We start from the raw sequence: 15215 nt of genomic DNA, 5'->3' as shown, positions 1-15215 counted from the left end.
GCTCGTCATAGCGCTGTGGCGGAAGACTGGTGGTGGCGCGCACCGAGCACTTTGCTCAGCAGGTCGAGCAACACGAGCGCCAATGCGGCGAGCGCGACGGTCGCCCACGCCGCGAGCGTGCCGCTGAGCAGGCAGGCGAGCACCGGTAGCAGGATGCCCGGTATCGCCAGCAGGGCGATACCGCGGATCGGGCGGCCCAGCCGCACGCCCACAGCGGCGTTGACCAGGTAGAAACCACCGATACCGCAGGCGAGTAAGACGCGACCGGCGAGCGACAGCGGGGCACTCGCATCCGCAACCGCTAACCCGATGGACGCGGCAACCAGCGTCAGTGCGGTGACAAGAAAGAACGGCAGATACATGACCACATCGCGCATCGCGCCGTACGATCGGGCTCGCCTCGCCGCGAGGAGTCCAACCTCGGTGGTCGGCGAACCCCATCGATAGAACGCGCGCGCCAGCAGCGCGCAGATCAGCAATCCCGCGATTCCCGCCGCGCCGCCGCCGATCGTCGGCTGGTGTGCGAGTTCGGTCACGGCAAGGTAGACCGCTTCGCCGATCACGATGACGACGAATAGACCGACGCGCTCCAGCAAGTGTGAAATCGACGCCTCCTGGTAGATGCTGTCAGAAAACCCGCCTTGGCGGATCGCAAGCAGGAGTACCTCCGCCACGACCGCGATCGCCCAGAGCGCGTATCGATACGGCGTCGGAACCGCGATCGAGCCCAGCCAGATCGCCGCCGTACCCAGGTTGTACACGAGCGGGCGCCACAGCGGCACGACGATCGCCTTCTTCGCGTATGCGATCAGCCACATCGCCAGGAGCACCAGGCGAATCCAGGCAGCACCGGCTGCGTACAGCCATCCGTCATTCTGGATGCCGCCGGACACGGCGATTGCCATCGCCGCCGCGCCGGGCATCGCGGCGATCACGAGCGCCCCGATGGCCGGGAATCGCACGCCGTAGAGGTTGTTGGTCACCATCAGGTTGACCCATGCCCACCACAGGGGAAAGAACAGCAAGACGAACACCAGCACCGTGCCGACGGTCGGATCAACCTCGATCATGTCGGCCGAGATCGCGATGACGACAACGAAGACGAGGTCGAAGAACAGCTCGTACCAGTCGGCTGCGCGTCGCTCATCTGGCTGCTCGAGTGCCGTCGTCATTGCCGCTCCTCCCGCGGTCAACAACAATAGTGCCCGCGGCCATGGACTCATCCATGGCCGCGGGCATGTCATGGGCACGCGCGGTCGTGCCGTGTTCGATTAGCCCTGATGCGCGAGTGCCTTCGCCTTCAGCGCGTTGTACTCGTCTTGCGTGATGGTCCCGGCGTCGAGCAGTGACTTGGCCTTCGCAATTTCATCGGCCGGACTGGCACCGGCAACACTGCGAATGTAGTCGTTCGCTTCACTCTGCGCCTGCCTGCTGGCCTTCTGGCTGCGCTCGGCCATGCCGCGGCCGCGTGCAATCAGGTAGACCAGTGCGGTCAGGAACGGCACGAAGATCAGGAAGACGATCCAGAGTGCCTTCCACCAGCCGTTGAGCTTGCTGTCGCGGAACAGATCCGCCACGATCGCGAACAGCGCGAACAGGTAGGCGACGAACGCGAAGCTCCAGAAGAAGATCCAAAGAATATTCCAGAAGTTCATGTCAGGCATTTCCTTTCCGTTGATGCAGAGTGCCCAGCGTAGTGCCTCGCACGGCCGCGAGTGCAGGCCTTTCTTATCTCATTCATAGAGGATGCCGGGCCAGACGCCATCATCCGATTGGGGTGAGCCTGCGTGCTCCCGCAGGTTCTGCTGGATCACGCGCAACCGCGCGACCGCGCGGCCGCTGCGCTCACCGATTGACCGCTGCAGCTAGAGCTGGCCGATGCCCTTGCCGATCACAGCGACGCCGATGACGAGCAGCAAGATCGACATGATCGCCGCATTGTTCTGGGCAAGCCAGCCGCGCATGGCGTCCAGTGGAGCCCGGAGCTTGTCCGCTGACACCAGGTAGCCCACGACGGGGATCAGCACTGTGCTGGCCGCGATCAGCACGAAGATGACGATCACGATGGTCGAAGAACCGATTGACAGCGCTGCCGCTCCGACCGTGACGCCCGCCGAAATCGCCATAATCAAGTTCTTCGGGTTGACGCCCGCGAGCAGAAACCCGAGGACGAACGCGCGAGCGGCTGTCATCGAATCAATAGCGCTCATCCACTTCGGCAGCTTCGCCTCGTCACCCGTCTTCGGACGACTCCGCCATTGCTTCACAGCTACGAGCAGCAACAACACCCCCAGCACCAGCTGCACGATTGCGACGATCGGATGCGACACCGACGAATCCTGCGCCGGCAAGATCGCGGAGAGCAACGTGAAGACGACGACGACCACGACCATGCCGAGCACCCAACCGACCAGGAAGCCAACACTGGTCGACCGCGCCTTCGGCGAGAGGAGCATCAGGATCGCCGCGATGATCGGGATCGGGCTGATTGCGATTCCGACGGCAACTGGAAGTATTGCTCCGATGACAGGTCCCATGGTGTGTTCCTCTCCTGCGAGCGCAACCCGGCGGTCTTGCCTGCCTCGAGAATACTGGCGCGTGCGCCCGCACCGGTCCTCTATTTCGGGTGAGGGTGGCCGCGCGTCATGAACGAGGACGATGCGCAGCCGCGCGAGCGCCGACTCAGTCGGAAGGCCGATCGTCGCGGCCGCGATCCGCTTGTTCATCGCGACCCCGACCGGAAAGGTCGTCATGATGTCCCAGCGGGCGATCGCCCCCCAGGCGATGGGTGATCCGTTCGGACAGATACGAGACGATCAAGGCACTGGCGGTTCCAATGATCGCGACGCCGCCGACCATCAGCACGACGGCCAGAATCCGACCCATGACGGTGACCGGGGTGTAGTCGCCGTAACCGACCGTTGCGATCGTGACGCACGCCCACCAGATCGAGTCACCGAACGAGACGATCGTTGCGTGCGGGGCATGCCGTTCGATTGCAAGCTCGGTCAGGGCGATGATATAGACGAACATCGCCGCGTACGCGAGCGCGATCACGACAACCCGCGACCGAAGGGCGGTGCCGCCATTACCCCTGAAGCCAGGCAGCGTATGCAAAAGCCTCAGCAGCTTGAACGGACGCACCAGCGGGAGCACGGCGGAGGCGAGATCGACTTTCTCTTGGCGCGCGTACGCGGCGCGCGACCCTCGCGGCGTTGCAACGAAGCGCACCACAAAGTCGACGACGAATGCGGCCCACGCGATGAAGAACACATCCACGAGCGCCAGTCGCGGCCCACCGGACGGCAACGGGGCCAGCACTAGCAGTGAATACACAACGATGAACGCAGCTGACAGGCCGAGCAACGGCCACCGGGTCACGCGCTCCCAACGATCGCGGAACCGCACCCGGCTCCGTACGGCAGCTACTGCCTGCGAACGTGCCATCAGGATGCCCCCGCCGGCACCTGCTCCGCGGGCTCGACCACGATCATCCGCGGCGCGCGGGAGACGAGCAGCCACACCGGCAGCACCGCGATGCACAACACCGGCAGAACGACGATGCCGCCGGTGACGGCAGTGGCGACGAAGATCGCGATCCAGCCGTCGCGAGCAACGGCCAGGACCATCCCGAGCACCCCGGCCGACACCGCGACTGCCAGCGGAATACCCGGGATGAGCGCGCTCGCGAACAAGCCGATCGCGACACCGATGAAGACGGCAGGGAAGATCCGGCCGCCGCGGAACCCGGCCGCGGCCGCAATCACGAGCGCGACGATCTTGACCGCGACGATCAGCGCCAACTGGCCCGCGCCGTAGTCGGCACGCTGCGCGACCAACTGACCCATTTGCGAGAGGCCCTTGAACAGTGTGATCGGCCCGCCGATCGCGCCGAGAACGCCGAGCAGCACCCCACCGAGGGTGATGTACAACACCGGATTGCGCAGCATCCGGAACGCACTATGCGCTCGCGGAAGCGCAACCGACGCGGCGAGGCCAAGCAGCGCAGCGACGGCAGCGATCACGGCACAGCTGAGCAGGTCGATCGGAGCCACGGAGGTGTAGGCCGGAAGGGTCAGGGCCATTCCGGCTGACTGGTCGAACATCAACATGGTGATCGAGCCGGCCGCCGCCGCGACCAACGGAAGAAACAGCCGATCCCAGATCGCACCGCCGGCCTTGAACGCCCCGACGACCCCCGTGAACACCAGCGCTGCGGCAACGGGCGTGCCGAACAACGCCCCGATGGTCGCGGCGGCGCTCGTCATCACGACCAGAGCTGTTGGCACCTTCGGCCAAAGCCGCGCGATCACCGCCACAAGCACCCCGGTGTTGATCGCGATGATCGGATTCTCCGGGCCGAGGCTCACCCCGCCGGCGAGCGCGAGCACTGTGACGACAATGAGCGACGGCAACACGGCCAGGCGCAGCGGGTCCGCGATCAGCTCGGTCGTCGCAGAGTCCCGTCCGCCGTGGCCGGGCATCAGCCAAACGACGAGCCCCACTGCAAGCCCGGTGAGGCTGAGAACACCGAAGATCCACCATCCAGACGCCGGATTCACGCCGAGTGCCTTCGGCAGACCCGACCAGATCCCGGTCTGCAGGAGGCCGGCGAGCGACTCGAGACCGTAGAGGATCGACGCCGAAACAACTCCGACGAGCAGGGCAGGCACCGACAACACGAGTTGCATTCGTACCGTCGGCGCAGTATTCGCATCCGTGGCTTCCATGACGAACCCCTTCGCTCACGCGCCCGGCTCTCCTCCCTTTCGGGTGAAAGACGAGCATCACTCTAGTGGAGCCGGTGACGCCTGCCTAGGGTGGATGGCATCCACCCGCCTCCCCCAGTTGCGTGCGCTCGTGACGGAAGCTCCACGCCATCCGAACAAGAGTCAAGAGCCAGGCGAACATGAGTCAAGAGTCAGGCGATCTAAACGGCAGGCTAACGTGAGAACCGTGAGCACGCGCCCAGAACTCATCGGGTCCTTCGGTATGGCCGCGTCGACGCACTGGCTCGCGTCGGCCGTGGCCATGAGCATTCTCGAGCGCGGAGGCAACGCCGCCGACGCCGCAGTCGCGGGCGGTTTCGTGCTGCAAGTCGTCGAACCACATTTGAACGGACCGGGCGGCGACGCCCCGATCCTCGTCTGGTCGGAGAGCGACCGGGCCGTCTCGGTGATCTGCGGTCAAGGAGTCGCCCCGGCCGCAGCATCCATCGAGCGGATGCTCGCCCTCGGCGTCGAGGCGATCCCCGGCACCGGCATGCTCCCCGCCGTTGTGCCCGGCGCATTCGACGCGTGGCTGACACTGCTCGAACGCCACGGCACCATGACGCTGAGGCAGGTGCTCGAGCCGGCCATCCACTATGCAGACGATGGGCATCCGCTGTTGCCGAGCGCGGCGGCGACAATCGCACGGGTCGAGGCGCTGTTTCGAGGCGAGTGGACGACATCCGCCGCTCTCTGGCTGCCCGACGGGCACGTGCCGCAGCCGGGTGCGAGAGTGCGCAACCGGGCACTCGCCGCGACGTTCCGGCGCGTGCTCGCCGAAGCAGAGAGCGCTGGCACGAGCAGACAGGCGCAGATCGACGGCGCCCGGCGCTCCTGGTATCAGGGCTTCGTCGCAGAGGCGATCGAGCGGTTCGTGGCGAACACCGAGGTGATGGACGCCACCGGCAGTCGGCACCGCGGGCTGCTCACCGGCGACGACCTCGCGTCGTGGCACGCCACGATCGAGTCTCCCGTGTCATTTGCCTATGGCCGATACACGGTATTCAAGACACAGACCTGGGGCCAAGGACCCGTCTTTCTGCAACAGTTGGCACTGCTCGAGGCGACGGATCTCAGCGAAACCGAACCCGGTTCCGCCGACTGGATTCACACGATCGTCGAGGCCGGCAAGCTCGCCTTCGCCGACCGCGAAGCCTGGTATGGCGACCCGCAGTTCACCGATGTGCCGCTCACCGACCTCCTGTCGCCGGAATACAACGCACAGCGCCGCATCCTCATCACAGCGGATGCTTCGCTCGAGTTGCGACCCGGGTCACCGGGTGGGCGGGCGGTGCGGATGCCGCCGCTGCCGGCATCCGCCGATCACGGCTGGAAGACAACCGACGAGGTGCGAATCGGCGGCGCGGCGGCCGGTCTCGGTGAGCCCACCGTCGCTCCGGACGGCATCACCCGCGGCGACACCTGCCACATCGACGTGGTCGACGCTGCGGGAATGATGATCTCCGCCACACCGAGCGGCGGGTGGTTGCAGTCTTCGCCGACGATCCCGTCCCTGGGTTTTTGCCTCGGCACACGCGGGCAGATGTTCTGGCTGCAGCACGGCCTGGCGAACTCCCTGCGGCCCGGTGCGCGGCCCCGCACGACGCTGTCACCGTCGTTCGCACTCCGCGACGGCGAGCCGTGGATGGCGTTCGGCACGCCTGGCGGCGACAGTCAGGACCAGTGGTCACTGCAGTTCTTTCTCAGCCTGGTGCACGGCGGGCGCAATCTTCAGGAGACGATCGATGCGCCGGCCTTCCATTCCGATCATGCGCCCGATTCGTTCGCCCCACGCGCGTCCCACCCGGGGCAGCTTGTTGTCGAGAGCCGTATCGGCGCGGACGTCATCGAGGACTTGCGGCGGCGCGGTCATCGTGTCGTCGTCGGGCCGCCGTGGTCGGAGGGCCGTCTCAGCGTTGTCGCACGCGACGGCGGCTGGCTCAAGGCTGCTGCCAACTCGCGCGGGAACCAGGGGTACGCCGTCGGGCGCTGAGGGTGCCGTCAAGCACCGAATTCCCATGGGGCGCGGAACGCCCGGCGGGCAGTCAGAGCGAGCGCGCGCAGCGGAACCCGATGTGTGTCGTCGCTGAATCGTCGGCCTGCGGCGAGCGCGCGGCCGGTCGATAGCGCAGGCAATACTCGGGCGCACACAGGTGCGACCCGCCCTTGAGCGCCCGGCGCGGGATGGCGGATCCGGGCTCGGCACTGCGTGCGCGAGCCTGCTGCTCGTCGACGCCGGTGCGTGCCAGCGAGGCGGCGTCCGGTCCGCAGGCGCAACCGTCGCCGCACGATCCGGATGCTGCGAGCGCAGCTTCGCCCGTCGCATCCGTCGCCGAGGTCGCGGCGTTCGCCGCGTTCGCAACCGACACGTCGGTCAACCCGAGCACCCGTCCGACCGGCACGTCGTGCCGCGGCGCGTAGTACGTGCTCGTCCACTCCCACACGTTTCCGATCATGTCGACCAGGCCGTTGGCGTTGGGCTGGAACGAGCCGACCGGCGAGGTGCCGATCCAGCCATCAGCTCCTGTGTTCAGGTAGGGAAAGCGCCCTTGCCAGGTGTTGGCCATCAACGCGCCGTCGACCCGCGGCTCCGCGCCCCAGGCGTATGGCCACTCGGCCGGCGCGCCGGCGCGGGCCGCGAATTCCCACTCGGCCTCGGTGGGAAGCCGCTTGCCGGTCCACGCGGCGTAGGCACTCGCATCCTCGAAGCTCACCTGCACGACCGGGTGCCGCTCCCGGCCCTCGATGCTCGAGCCTGGGCCGAACGGATGCCGCCAATCGGCTCCCGGCGCCCACGACCACCACTGACGCCAGTCGGACAGGTCGACCGGGCCGCGCGACCCGGTGAACACGAGGCCGCCGGGCACGAGGTCGGCCCGATCGACCCCGGGGTAATCTTCGGCGGCGAGCGGGCGCTGTGCAACCGTCACATAGCCGGTCTCATCGACGAACCGAGCGAACTGAGCATTGGTGACCGGATGCACATCCAACTCGAACGATGCGACTGTCACCTCATGCACGGGGCCCTCGTCTGCGTAGAACGACTCCGACCCCATTAGGAACATTCCGCCGGGGACGGTCACCACGCGGTCGGCCGCGGTGGCAAGCGAATCTGACATGCGGACATCCAATCTCGACGAAGTCGGTCCGCTACCAGTTTCGCAGGTCAGAGTGCTCGCGCGGAGCTTTCGCGCGGCCTTTGCGAAGTCGGCAAACGCACCGCCCGGTGGTCGAGTAGCGAGCCTCGGCGGTCGAGTAGCGAGCGTCGGTGGTCGAGTAGCGAGCGTCGGTGGTCGAGTAGCGAGCGTCGGTGGTCGAGTAGCGAGCGTCGGTGGTCGAGTAGCGAGCGTCGGTGGTCGAGTAGCGAGCGTCGGTGGTCGAGTAGCGAGCGTCGGTGGTCGAGTAGCGAGCGTCGGTGGTCGAGTAGCGAGCGTCGGTGGTCGAGTAGCGAGGAACGAGCGTATCGAGACCCGTATCGAGGTCTCTTGGTCTCGATACGCTCGCTACTCGACCACCGTCCGTTCCTCGCTACTCGACCACCGTCTTTTCCTCGCCACTCGACCACCAGAATCGCTCGAATTCACGATTTTGCAAAGGCCCCAGGGTTTTTTCGTGCGCGCGGCTATGGTCGCTCGCCTACCAGGCGGACGCCGGCGCCTGCACGATCTCGACCGGTGCCGTGCTCCAGTGCGAGCCGTTGCCGTAGTGGCTGGCAGCCCACGGTGAAGCCCAGATCGCCTGAGCCGTGGCATCCGCCGAGGTGCCAGCCGCCAGGCCCGCGACGATGCCCGGGTAGCCGCGCTGCAGATTGAGGGCGGCGTACATCGCGGCGTCCTCGAGGGTAGCGTAGCTGCCGAATCCGGAGCCGCCGCCGGAACCGTAGCCGTTGTTCAGCGGATTGTTGCGGTTCCACCAATCGGGCGGGCCGTTCTCCTGACGCATCCAGCGAAGCATGACGGTGATGTTCGCCGTCGTTTGCGGCCAGCCGCCGTCGAGGAGCACAAGCTTGGCCCAGTCTTCGTTGGTGCCGCTTGTTGCCAGGGTCTGCACGCCGGCCGTCGTCGTATAGACAGCCTGGCTGAGCACAGGTGCAGCAACGTTACTGTCGACGAGCAACACACGCTGCGAGGGCATGGAAACATCGGCGGCCGGCAACGCGGCCTGCGCGTGCTGCGTCGGCGCAATGGACAGGCCGGCGACCAAAGCGAGTACGACGGCGCCGACGGCGACCGTGACCTGCAGCGAAGCCTTCTGTCGCGATGGCTTCTGTCGGGGTGCCTTCTGCCCCGGTGCGTTGCGTGGCGATGGCTTCTGCCGCGGGGCCTTCTGCCGGAGTGCCTTCTGTCGTGCAGCAGGCGCACGCGACGTTGTCAGTTTGTGTTGCGGCGCCGTGACGTGCAGGCCCGCACTGCTGACTGTCGAATCCACCGCGGGGGCCACGACAGGGCGGCCGGCAGAGCGGCGGCCGTGAGTCGGGTTGGCAGATTCGGGTGGCATACGGTATTAGAGGTTAGCAAACTCTCGTGGGAGCGCCAGTCCGGCGGCGAATGTCGACGGCTGCCGCCGACATCTGGCGGCAATAGAGTTGAAGTCGGTCCGCGCCGCATCGCTGCGGTCGTTGCGGGCCGCTTTCTGTTCCGGAATTCAGGAGGACCCATTGGCCGAATCCGCACCGCTCGATCCGACGTCGTCACCCGCGTGGCAGCAACTCACTCGCATCGCAGAAGGCTTCTCGCCTGATCTTCGCGGCTGGTTCGAAGCCGACCCCGCTCGAGCCGATCGATACACCTTCCAGGCCGCCGACCTGACGGTCGACCTCTCGAAAGGGCTCCTGACCGAAGATATCCTGACCCAGCTCCTGAGGCTGGCCAAGGATGCCGACGTCTCCGGTCGCTACCAAGCCATGATCGCTGGCGATCACATCAACGTGACAGAAGACCGGGCAGTTCTGCACACGGCCCTTCGCCGCCCGAAGGATGGCACAGACCTCGTGCCGCCGCAGGGTTTTCTCGTCGACGGTGAAGACATCGACGCCGAAGTCCACGCCACGCTGGACAAGGTCTACGCCTTTGCCGAATCCGTGCGGTCCGGCACGTGGACAGGTGTGACGGGCAAACGCATCGCGACCGTCGTCAACATCGGGATCGGCGGTTCCGATCTCGGCCCCGTCATGGTCTACGAGGCACTGAAGCCGTATCTGCAAGCGGGGCTCGAGTGCCGGTTCGTCTCAAACATCGACCCCAGTGACGTGTATGAGAAGACGGCAGATCTCGACCCCGAGACCACGCTGTTCATCGTCGCGTCGAAGACGTTCGGAACCCTTGAGACCCTCACGAACGCGCGGCTGGCACGCCAGTGGCTGTGGGAGCGACTCGGTGCCTCGGGCGCCATCAGTGACAGCGATGCGGCCAGACAGGATGCCGTCGCGAAGCACTTCGTCGCCGTGTCGACCGCCCTCGACAAGGTGGCCGCCTTTGGGATCGACCCGGCGAACGCCTTCGGGTTCTGGGACTGGGTCGGCGGCCGCTACTCGGTCGATTCCGCGATCGGCACCTCCGTTGTCATCGCCATCGGGCCGGACAACTGGCGCGAATTCCTTGCCGGCTTCCACGCCATCGACGAGCACACGCGAACCGCACCGCTCGAACAGAACGTGCCGGTGCTGATGGGTCTGCTCAACGTCTGGTACACCAATTTTCTGGGGGCGCAGAGCCACGCGGTTCTCCCCTACGCGCAGTACCTCCACCGTTTTCCCGCCTACCTCCAGCAGCTCACCATGGAATCGAATGGAAAGAGCGTGCGCTGGGACGGCTCCCCTGTCACCACCGACACCGGTGAGATCTTCTGGGGTGAACCGGGCACGAACGGTCAGCACGCGTTCTACCAACTCATCCACCAAGGCACACGTCTGATACCGGCGGACTTCATCGCCGTGGCGAATCCGGCGCATCCGCTCAAGGACAAGACCGGCGACGGCACCACGGTGCAGCCCGGCCAGGACGTCCAGGCGCTGTTCATGGCCAACTTCTTCGCTCAGACCAAGGCGCTGGCGTTTGGTAAAACGGCCGAAGAGGTGCGTGCAGAAGGAACCAAGGAGTCTGTCGTGCCGGCCCGGGTATTCAGCGGCAACCGGCCGACCACCTCGATCCTCGCACCGGCTCTCACGCCGAGCGTTCTGGGCCAACTCATCGCGCTCTACGAGCACATCGTGTTCACAGAAGGCACGATTTGGGGTGTCGATTCGTTCGATCAGTGGGGCGTGGAGCTTGGCAAGCAACTCGCACTTCAGGTCGCTCCGGCTGTCGACGGTGATGCCGAGGCACTCAGGTCCCAAGATTCGTCAACCCGGGCACTCATCGCGAAGTACCTGGAGTTGCGCGACTGACTCCGCGCGCCGTCAGTGTCGGCGCGCTGTCAGTGTCTGCGCGCTCTAGCGCCTGTATCCTCTGCCCGCGCCGCCGAACATCGCGTAGGTCAGCGGAAGGGCCGAAACGCACATCAGCACGATTCCGAGCGGCGCAGCATCCGGAATCAGAAGGATGCCACCGATCAGGAATCCGCCGAACAGGATCGCGCCAACGGCGCGATGGACGAGCCGCTCGAGCCGGCTGAGGCGGCGATCGATCGAGGGAGTCGCGACCGTCACCGTGCCCTCGTTGATGCGCGTGATGAGTGCGTCGATGCGGCCAGGCAGGCGCGCGGCGATGCCTGCAGCCCCAACCGCCTCTTTCGCGACCGACGCGACGACGTTGCCGCCCTCCTCGCGCAGCAGCCGCGACGCGTACGGTTCGATCGCGCCCCAGACATTGAACTCGGGATCGAGCGCGCTGCACACACCCGACGTCAGCGACATCGCACGGATGACAAGCAGAAAGTTCTCGGGCAGCTGCAGCGGCAGTGAGCGAACGACGGCGCCGAACTCCCGGCCGAAATCGCGGAACTCACGTTGATCGATGTTGCGCAGCTGCGCGAATCCCATGCCCCCGAAACGGTCGAAAAGCTGCGTCATGGCGTGTTCGAGGTCAGTCGTGTTGGTGGTGGGCAGCAGGATGCCGACATCCTGGATGCTTTCCACGAGTCTGCGCCCATCGCGGGCGGCGACCGCGATGAGCAGTCTGCGCAGGCCGTCGCGCAGCTCGTCGGTAACCTCGCCCATCATGCCGAAGTCGACGAAGGTGAGCCGCCAGGCGGGGCCCGCGGTGTTCCCGCCGGGCGCTGCCGCGTCGCGGCCGGGCGCCGCAGCGACTGGGGTCACGAAGATGTTGCCGGGATGCGGATCGGCATGGAAGTAGCCGTGACCGAAGAGCTGCTCGAACATCACCTCGGCGAAGACGGCAGCGACCTCGGACGGATCAATGCCCGCCGCACGGAGACCCTCGACGTCATTGATCTTGATGGCCGTGACATCCGACAGTGTGAGCACCCGCCGGGAGGTGCGCTCCCAGACGACCACCGGCACGGCGACGCGCGGGTCGCCTGCGAACATTTCGCCGAATCGCTCCGCACCGGTCGCTTCGTGGAGGTAGTCGATCTCTTGGAGGCTCGTCGCCGCGAACTCCGCGACCAGCGCATGCGGGTCGACATGGTCGGACACGACTCGCAACCGGCTGAGCCATCCCGCGACCCGGCGCAGCGCGGCGAGGTCGACGTCGACGATGGCCTGAATACCCGGCCGCTGCACCTTCACGACGACGTGCTCGAAGCCGCTCTGTGCAGCATCCGTCGCCATGAGGCGGGCACGGTGCGCCTGACCGAGGGATGCAGCGGCCACCGGCATCTCGTCGAACGATGCGTAAGCGCGCGAGAGCGGCACCCCCAACTCCGCCTCGGCAAGCTCCCGGATCGCAGCGAAGGATGCCGGCGGCACCTCGTCCTGGAGCCCCGCGAGCTCTGATGTGATCTCCGGCGGCAGCACGTCGAGTCTTGAGGACAGGAACTGTCCGACCTTGATCATCAGCCCGCCGAGCTCGATGGCGAGAGCGTGGAAGCGCTGCGCGATGTGCGTCAACCGGGCGGTTCGCCCGCGCTCCGCGACGCGCTCGAGCCCGATGCGCGGCAGCAGGATTTCAAACCACCAGGTCTGCGTCAGCGCGCGCAAGGCGAACCGCAAGATCCGGCGATATCGGGCGCGCTCGGGCCCGGTGTCGTACGTCGCGCGCTGTCGAGGGTCGGCTGCCACCGGCATCCGTCAGCCTTGGGCGAGGATTGTGTAGAGCTTGCGGCGGGCCTCGTCGAGCACGGCCACAGCCTGTTCGACCTGTTCGGGAGTACCCGTGTGCTTCACCTGCGCGGCGGCCTGCGCCAACGCCATGCCCGATTTGGGCAGAGCGCCCATGCCGAGCAGGTCACCGCGATCGGATGCCTCCCACGGCGCTCCCTTGTCGGCTGCGGCTTCCGCCTCAGCGCGCCCTTGATCGGTGAGCGAGTAGGTCTTTCGGCCGTCCGCCACTTCGACGCTGACAAGGTCCTCATCGGCGAGCAGCTGCAGCGTCGGATACACCGAGCCCGCGCTCGGCTTCCACGCGCCGCCGCTGCGCTCATTGATCTCAGCGATGATCTGGTAACCGTGCATCGGCTTCTCGGCCAACAGCGTGAGGATGGCGGCGCGCACGTCGCCACGCGCCATCCGGGGGGCGACGCGCTGCTCGAACATCGCACGTAGCTGATCGACCGCTTCTGCCAAGTGCGGGCCGACGGCACCCGCCCGCCCGCTACCGAAACTGCGGGAGCCGAAGCCGCCGCCGGTGGATGAACCGCTCATGATGACCTCTCCGATCTCGAGGCTCAACTCGGCCTCGACGACATACTACGATATATCGTTCAGAATTGGTTGTGTCGAGAATTCTTGTGGTTCATTATTTCTCGTCTCGACGAGGGGTGGCGCCGAGAAGTGCGTCAGAAGAGCATGTACAACAGGTGTGCAAAGACGCTCCGCTGATATTCTGGCATTCCTGGCTCATGTGCGGGTCGTTCGGGTGCGCCTCAACTGGGACAAATGCCCGCCCGTTTCCATATTGCACGGTTTTCGGGTCGGCTCACGATAAGAAAAAAAATGAACCCATGGATGCGACAAACGAGCCTCTAACCACGTTCGCAGCTGCCGCCGAGCCGCACGTGCGCGACCGCGCGCGGGTCATGCTCTACGTTGTACTGCTCATCGGCGTGCTCGTCGTGAATGTCGTCGTGTTCGCGTGGGGCATGGTGGCTGGATGGTGGCAGCCGCACGCGACTAGCTTGCAGTTCATCGCGGCGATTTCCCAGCTGAACATCTTGTTCGCGGTTCTGCCGCGCCAGCACTGGATGGTGAACTTCATCTCCTGGGCGGCGACGCGGCCACCGTCGTCGTGGCCGTTGCGGTTACGTTGGCGGTTCGCACAGTACTATCACGTCGGCGGCCTGCATGTCGGCGGCGCCCTGTCCGGCACGGCCTGGTACGTGCTCTACGTTGTGCTCCTGGCCCCCGCGTGGGCCAACGGGGAATTGGGCTACGACGATTTCTCGGTGGGTTTCGCGCTGGCGATCGCGGTCCTGTTGCTCGCCATCTGCGTTCTGGCGACGCCCGGGTTGCGTACCCGACACCATGACCTGTTCGAGGCGTCCCATCGTTTCGGCACCTGGACGGTGTTCCTGTTTTCGTGGATCAACGCGCTGCTCCTTGCGCAACTGCAAACCCCGGCGCGCACCTTCGGCGAGGCGTTGTTCACCTCGCCGATCTTCTGGATGCTCGTGGCGTCGACCGTGCTCGCGGCATGGCCGTGGCTGTTGCTGCGGAGGGTGGCAATCACGGTCGAACACCCCTCTCGTCACGCGGCAATCGTGCGGCTGGATCACGGATCCGTTCCGCCGGTGGGTACGACGCGTGCGATCAGTCGGCATCCGTTGTTCGGCTGGCACCCGTTCGCGTGCGTGCCGGCAGTATCCGGAGACTCCGGTTATCGCATGGTGGTATCGCGGGCGGGCGGATGGACCTCGCAGTTCATCGATCAGCCCCCGACGCACGTGTGGGTCCGAGGCATTCCCACCGCCGGGGTCGCGAATGCGAAGCGGCTTTTCTCCCGGGTACTGTACGTGGTCACCGGAAGCGGTATCGGTCCCGTGCTGGGGCATCTCCTGACCGACACGCAGGGTGCCCGACTGGTGTGGGTCACCAAGGCCCCGCGAGAGACCTACGGCGATGGACTCCTCCACGAGGTGACCACCGCGCAACCCGAAGCGGTGATCTGGAACACCTCCGAGCAGGGCAAACCCGATGTGTTCACGCTGTCCTACGACGCGTATGTCATCTCCGGGGCGGATGCCGTGATCTGCGTCGCGAACAAGTCCGTCACCGACCGAGTCGTCGGCGAGTTCGAACGCCGCGACATCCCCGCATTCGGTCCAATCTGGGACTCCTGAACTCCAGGCACGCACTTAGAACGCCGCCATCGCAGATCATCATGTGCGTTA

At 65.9% G+C, this 15215-nt stretch carries 12 protein-coding genes; 3 read left to right on the top strand and 9 right to left on the bottom strand.

The features are described from left to right. Window positions 1–5: 5 nt before the first annotated feature. The 5 genes from QU604_RS02140 to QU604_RS02120 form a co-directional block, all read right to left on the bottom strand. Entirely contained in the window at window positions 6–1172 is a 1167-nt protein-coding gene (locus QU604_RS02140; protein WP_308467152.1) for a low temperature requirement protein A, read from the bottom strand. A 99-nt stretch (window positions 1173–1271) separates the two neighbouring features. Beyond that, on the bottom strand, window positions 1272–1655 hold the full coding sequence (locus tag QU604_RS02135) for an SHOCT domain-containing protein (protein WP_308469017.1): 384 nt from the start codon (window positions 1653–1655) through the stop codon (window positions 1272–1274). Window positions 1656–1865: 210 nt separating this feature from the next. Beyond that, window positions 1866–2537 carry a GAP family protein gene (locus QU604_RS02130; protein WP_308467151.1) on the bottom strand — a complete coding sequence of 224 codons (672 nt, stop codon included), beginning with the start codon at window positions 2535–2537 and terminating at the stop codon, window positions 1866–1868. Between the two features lie 145 nt (window positions 2538–2682). After that, complete coding sequence (locus tag QU604_RS02125) at window positions 2683–3447, bottom strand: potassium channel family protein (RefSeq protein WP_308467150.1); 765 nt, start codon at window positions 3445–3447, stop codon at window positions 2683–2685. Beyond that, the gene (locus QU604_RS02120; RefSeq protein WP_308467149.1) at window positions 3447–4730 is read right to left on the bottom strand and encodes an ion channel protein; all 1284 of its coding nucleotides are present in this window, start codon (window positions 4728–4730) and stop codon (window positions 3447–3449) included. The genes QU604_RS02125 and QU604_RS02120 overlap by 1 nt, the downstream gene beginning before the upstream one ends. A 226-nt stretch (window positions 4731–4956) precedes the next feature. On the opposite strand from QU604_RS02120, the gene QU604_RS02115 reads away from it, so the two are divergent. Beyond that, window positions 4957–6762 carry a gamma-glutamyltransferase family protein gene (locus tag QU604_RS02115; protein WP_409349989.1) on the top strand — a complete coding sequence of 602 codons (1806 nt, stop codon included), beginning with the start codon at window positions 4957–4959 and terminating at the stop codon, window positions 6760–6762. 52 nt (window positions 6763–6814) lie between these two features. Here the strand turns inward: QU604_RS02115 and QU604_RS02110 are convergent, their stop codons facing one another. Both QU604_RS02110 and QU604_RS02105 read right to left on the bottom strand, forming a co-directional pair. Beyond that, window positions 6815–7888: a formylglycine-generating enzyme family protein gene (locus tag QU604_RS02110; RefSeq protein WP_308467148.1), complete on the bottom strand. Its 1074-nt coding sequence runs from the start codon at window positions 7886–7888 to the stop codon at window positions 6815–6817. Window positions 7889–8405: 517 nt separating this feature from the next. Continuing rightward, entirely contained in the window at window positions 8406–9266 is an 861-nt protein-coding gene (locus QU604_RS02105) for a hypothetical protein (RefSeq protein ID WP_308467147.1), read from the bottom strand. Window positions 9267–9426: 160 nt separating this feature from the next. Here QU604_RS02105 and pgi point away from each other — a divergent pair, with 160 nt between their 5' ends. Then, window positions 9427–11154, top strand: coding sequence for a glucose-6-phosphate isomerase (gene pgi, locus QU604_RS02100; protein WP_308467146.1), 1728 nt, complete (start codon window positions 9427–9429; stop codon window positions 11152–11154). A gap of 45 nt (window positions 11155–11199) precedes the next feature. On the opposite strand, the gene QU604_RS02095 is transcribed toward pgi, so the two are convergent. Next, entirely contained in the window at window positions 11200–12954 is a 1755-nt protein-coding gene (locus QU604_RS02095; protein ID WP_308467145.1) for an ABC1 kinase family protein, read from the bottom strand. A 3-nt stretch (window positions 12955–12957) separates the two neighbouring features. Beyond that, on the bottom strand, window positions 12958–13530 hold the full coding sequence (locus tag QU604_RS02090) for a PadR family transcriptional regulator (RefSeq protein WP_308467144.1): 573 nt from the start codon (window positions 13528–13530) through the stop codon (window positions 12958–12960). 299 nt (window positions 13531–13829) lie between these two features. Between QU604_RS02090 and QU604_RS02085 the strand changes: the two genes are divergently transcribed. Beyond that, on the top strand, window positions 13830–15164 hold the full coding sequence (locus QU604_RS02085; protein ID WP_308467143.1) for an FNR domain-containing protein: 1335 nt from the start codon (window positions 13830–13832) through the stop codon (window positions 15162–15164). The last annotated feature ends 51 nt before the right edge of the window (window positions 15165–15215 follow it).

This window comes from Rathayibacter sp. SW19, from assembly GCF_030866825.1.
GTDB lineage: Bacteria > Actinomycetota > Actinomycetes > Actinomycetales > Microbacteriaceae > Rathayibacter_A > Rathayibacter_A soli.
Note: the sequence above shows the minus strand (reverse complement) of the source record. Positions and strands in the feature narration are given on the sequence as shown.

Coding starts and splice junctions, on each gene's coding strand:
- QU604_RS02140 (WP_308467152.1), bottom strand. CDS start 1,172: ATGACGACGGCACTCGAGCAGCCAGATGAGCGACGCGCAGCCGACTGG.
- QU604_RS02135 (WP_308469017.1), bottom strand. CDS start 1,655: ATGAACTTCTGGAATATTCTTTGGATCTTCTTCTGGAGCTTCGCGTTC.
- QU604_RS02130 (WP_308467151.1), bottom strand. CDS start 2,537: ATGGGACCTGTCATCGGAGCAATACTTCCAGTTGCCGTCGGAATCGCA.
- QU604_RS02125 (WP_308467150.1), bottom strand. CDS start 3,447: ATGGCACGTTCGCAGGCAGTAGCTGCCGTACGGAGCCGGGTGCGGTTC.
- QU604_RS02120 (WP_308467149.1), bottom strand. CDS start 4,730: ATGGAAGCCACGGATGCGAATACTGCGCCGACGGTACGAATGCAACTC.
- QU604_RS02110 (WP_308467148.1), bottom strand. CDS start 7,888: ATGTCAGATTCGCTTGCCACCGCGGCCGACCGCGTGGTGACCGTCCCC.
- QU604_RS02105 (WP_308467147.1), bottom strand. CDS start 9,266: ATGCCACCCGAATCTGCCAACCCGACTCACGGCCGCCGCTCTGCCGGC.
- QU604_RS02095 (WP_308467145.1), bottom strand. CDS start 12,954: ATGCCGGTGGCAGCCGACCCTCGACAGCGCGCGACGTACGACACCGGG.
- QU604_RS02090 (WP_308467144.1), bottom strand. CDS start 13,530: ATGAGCGGTTCATCCACCGGCGGCGGCTTCGGCTCCCGCAGTTTCGGT.
- QU604_RS02085 (WP_308467143.1), top strand. CDS start 13,830: ATGGATGCGACAAACGAGCCTCTAACCACGTTCGCAGCTGCCGCCGAG.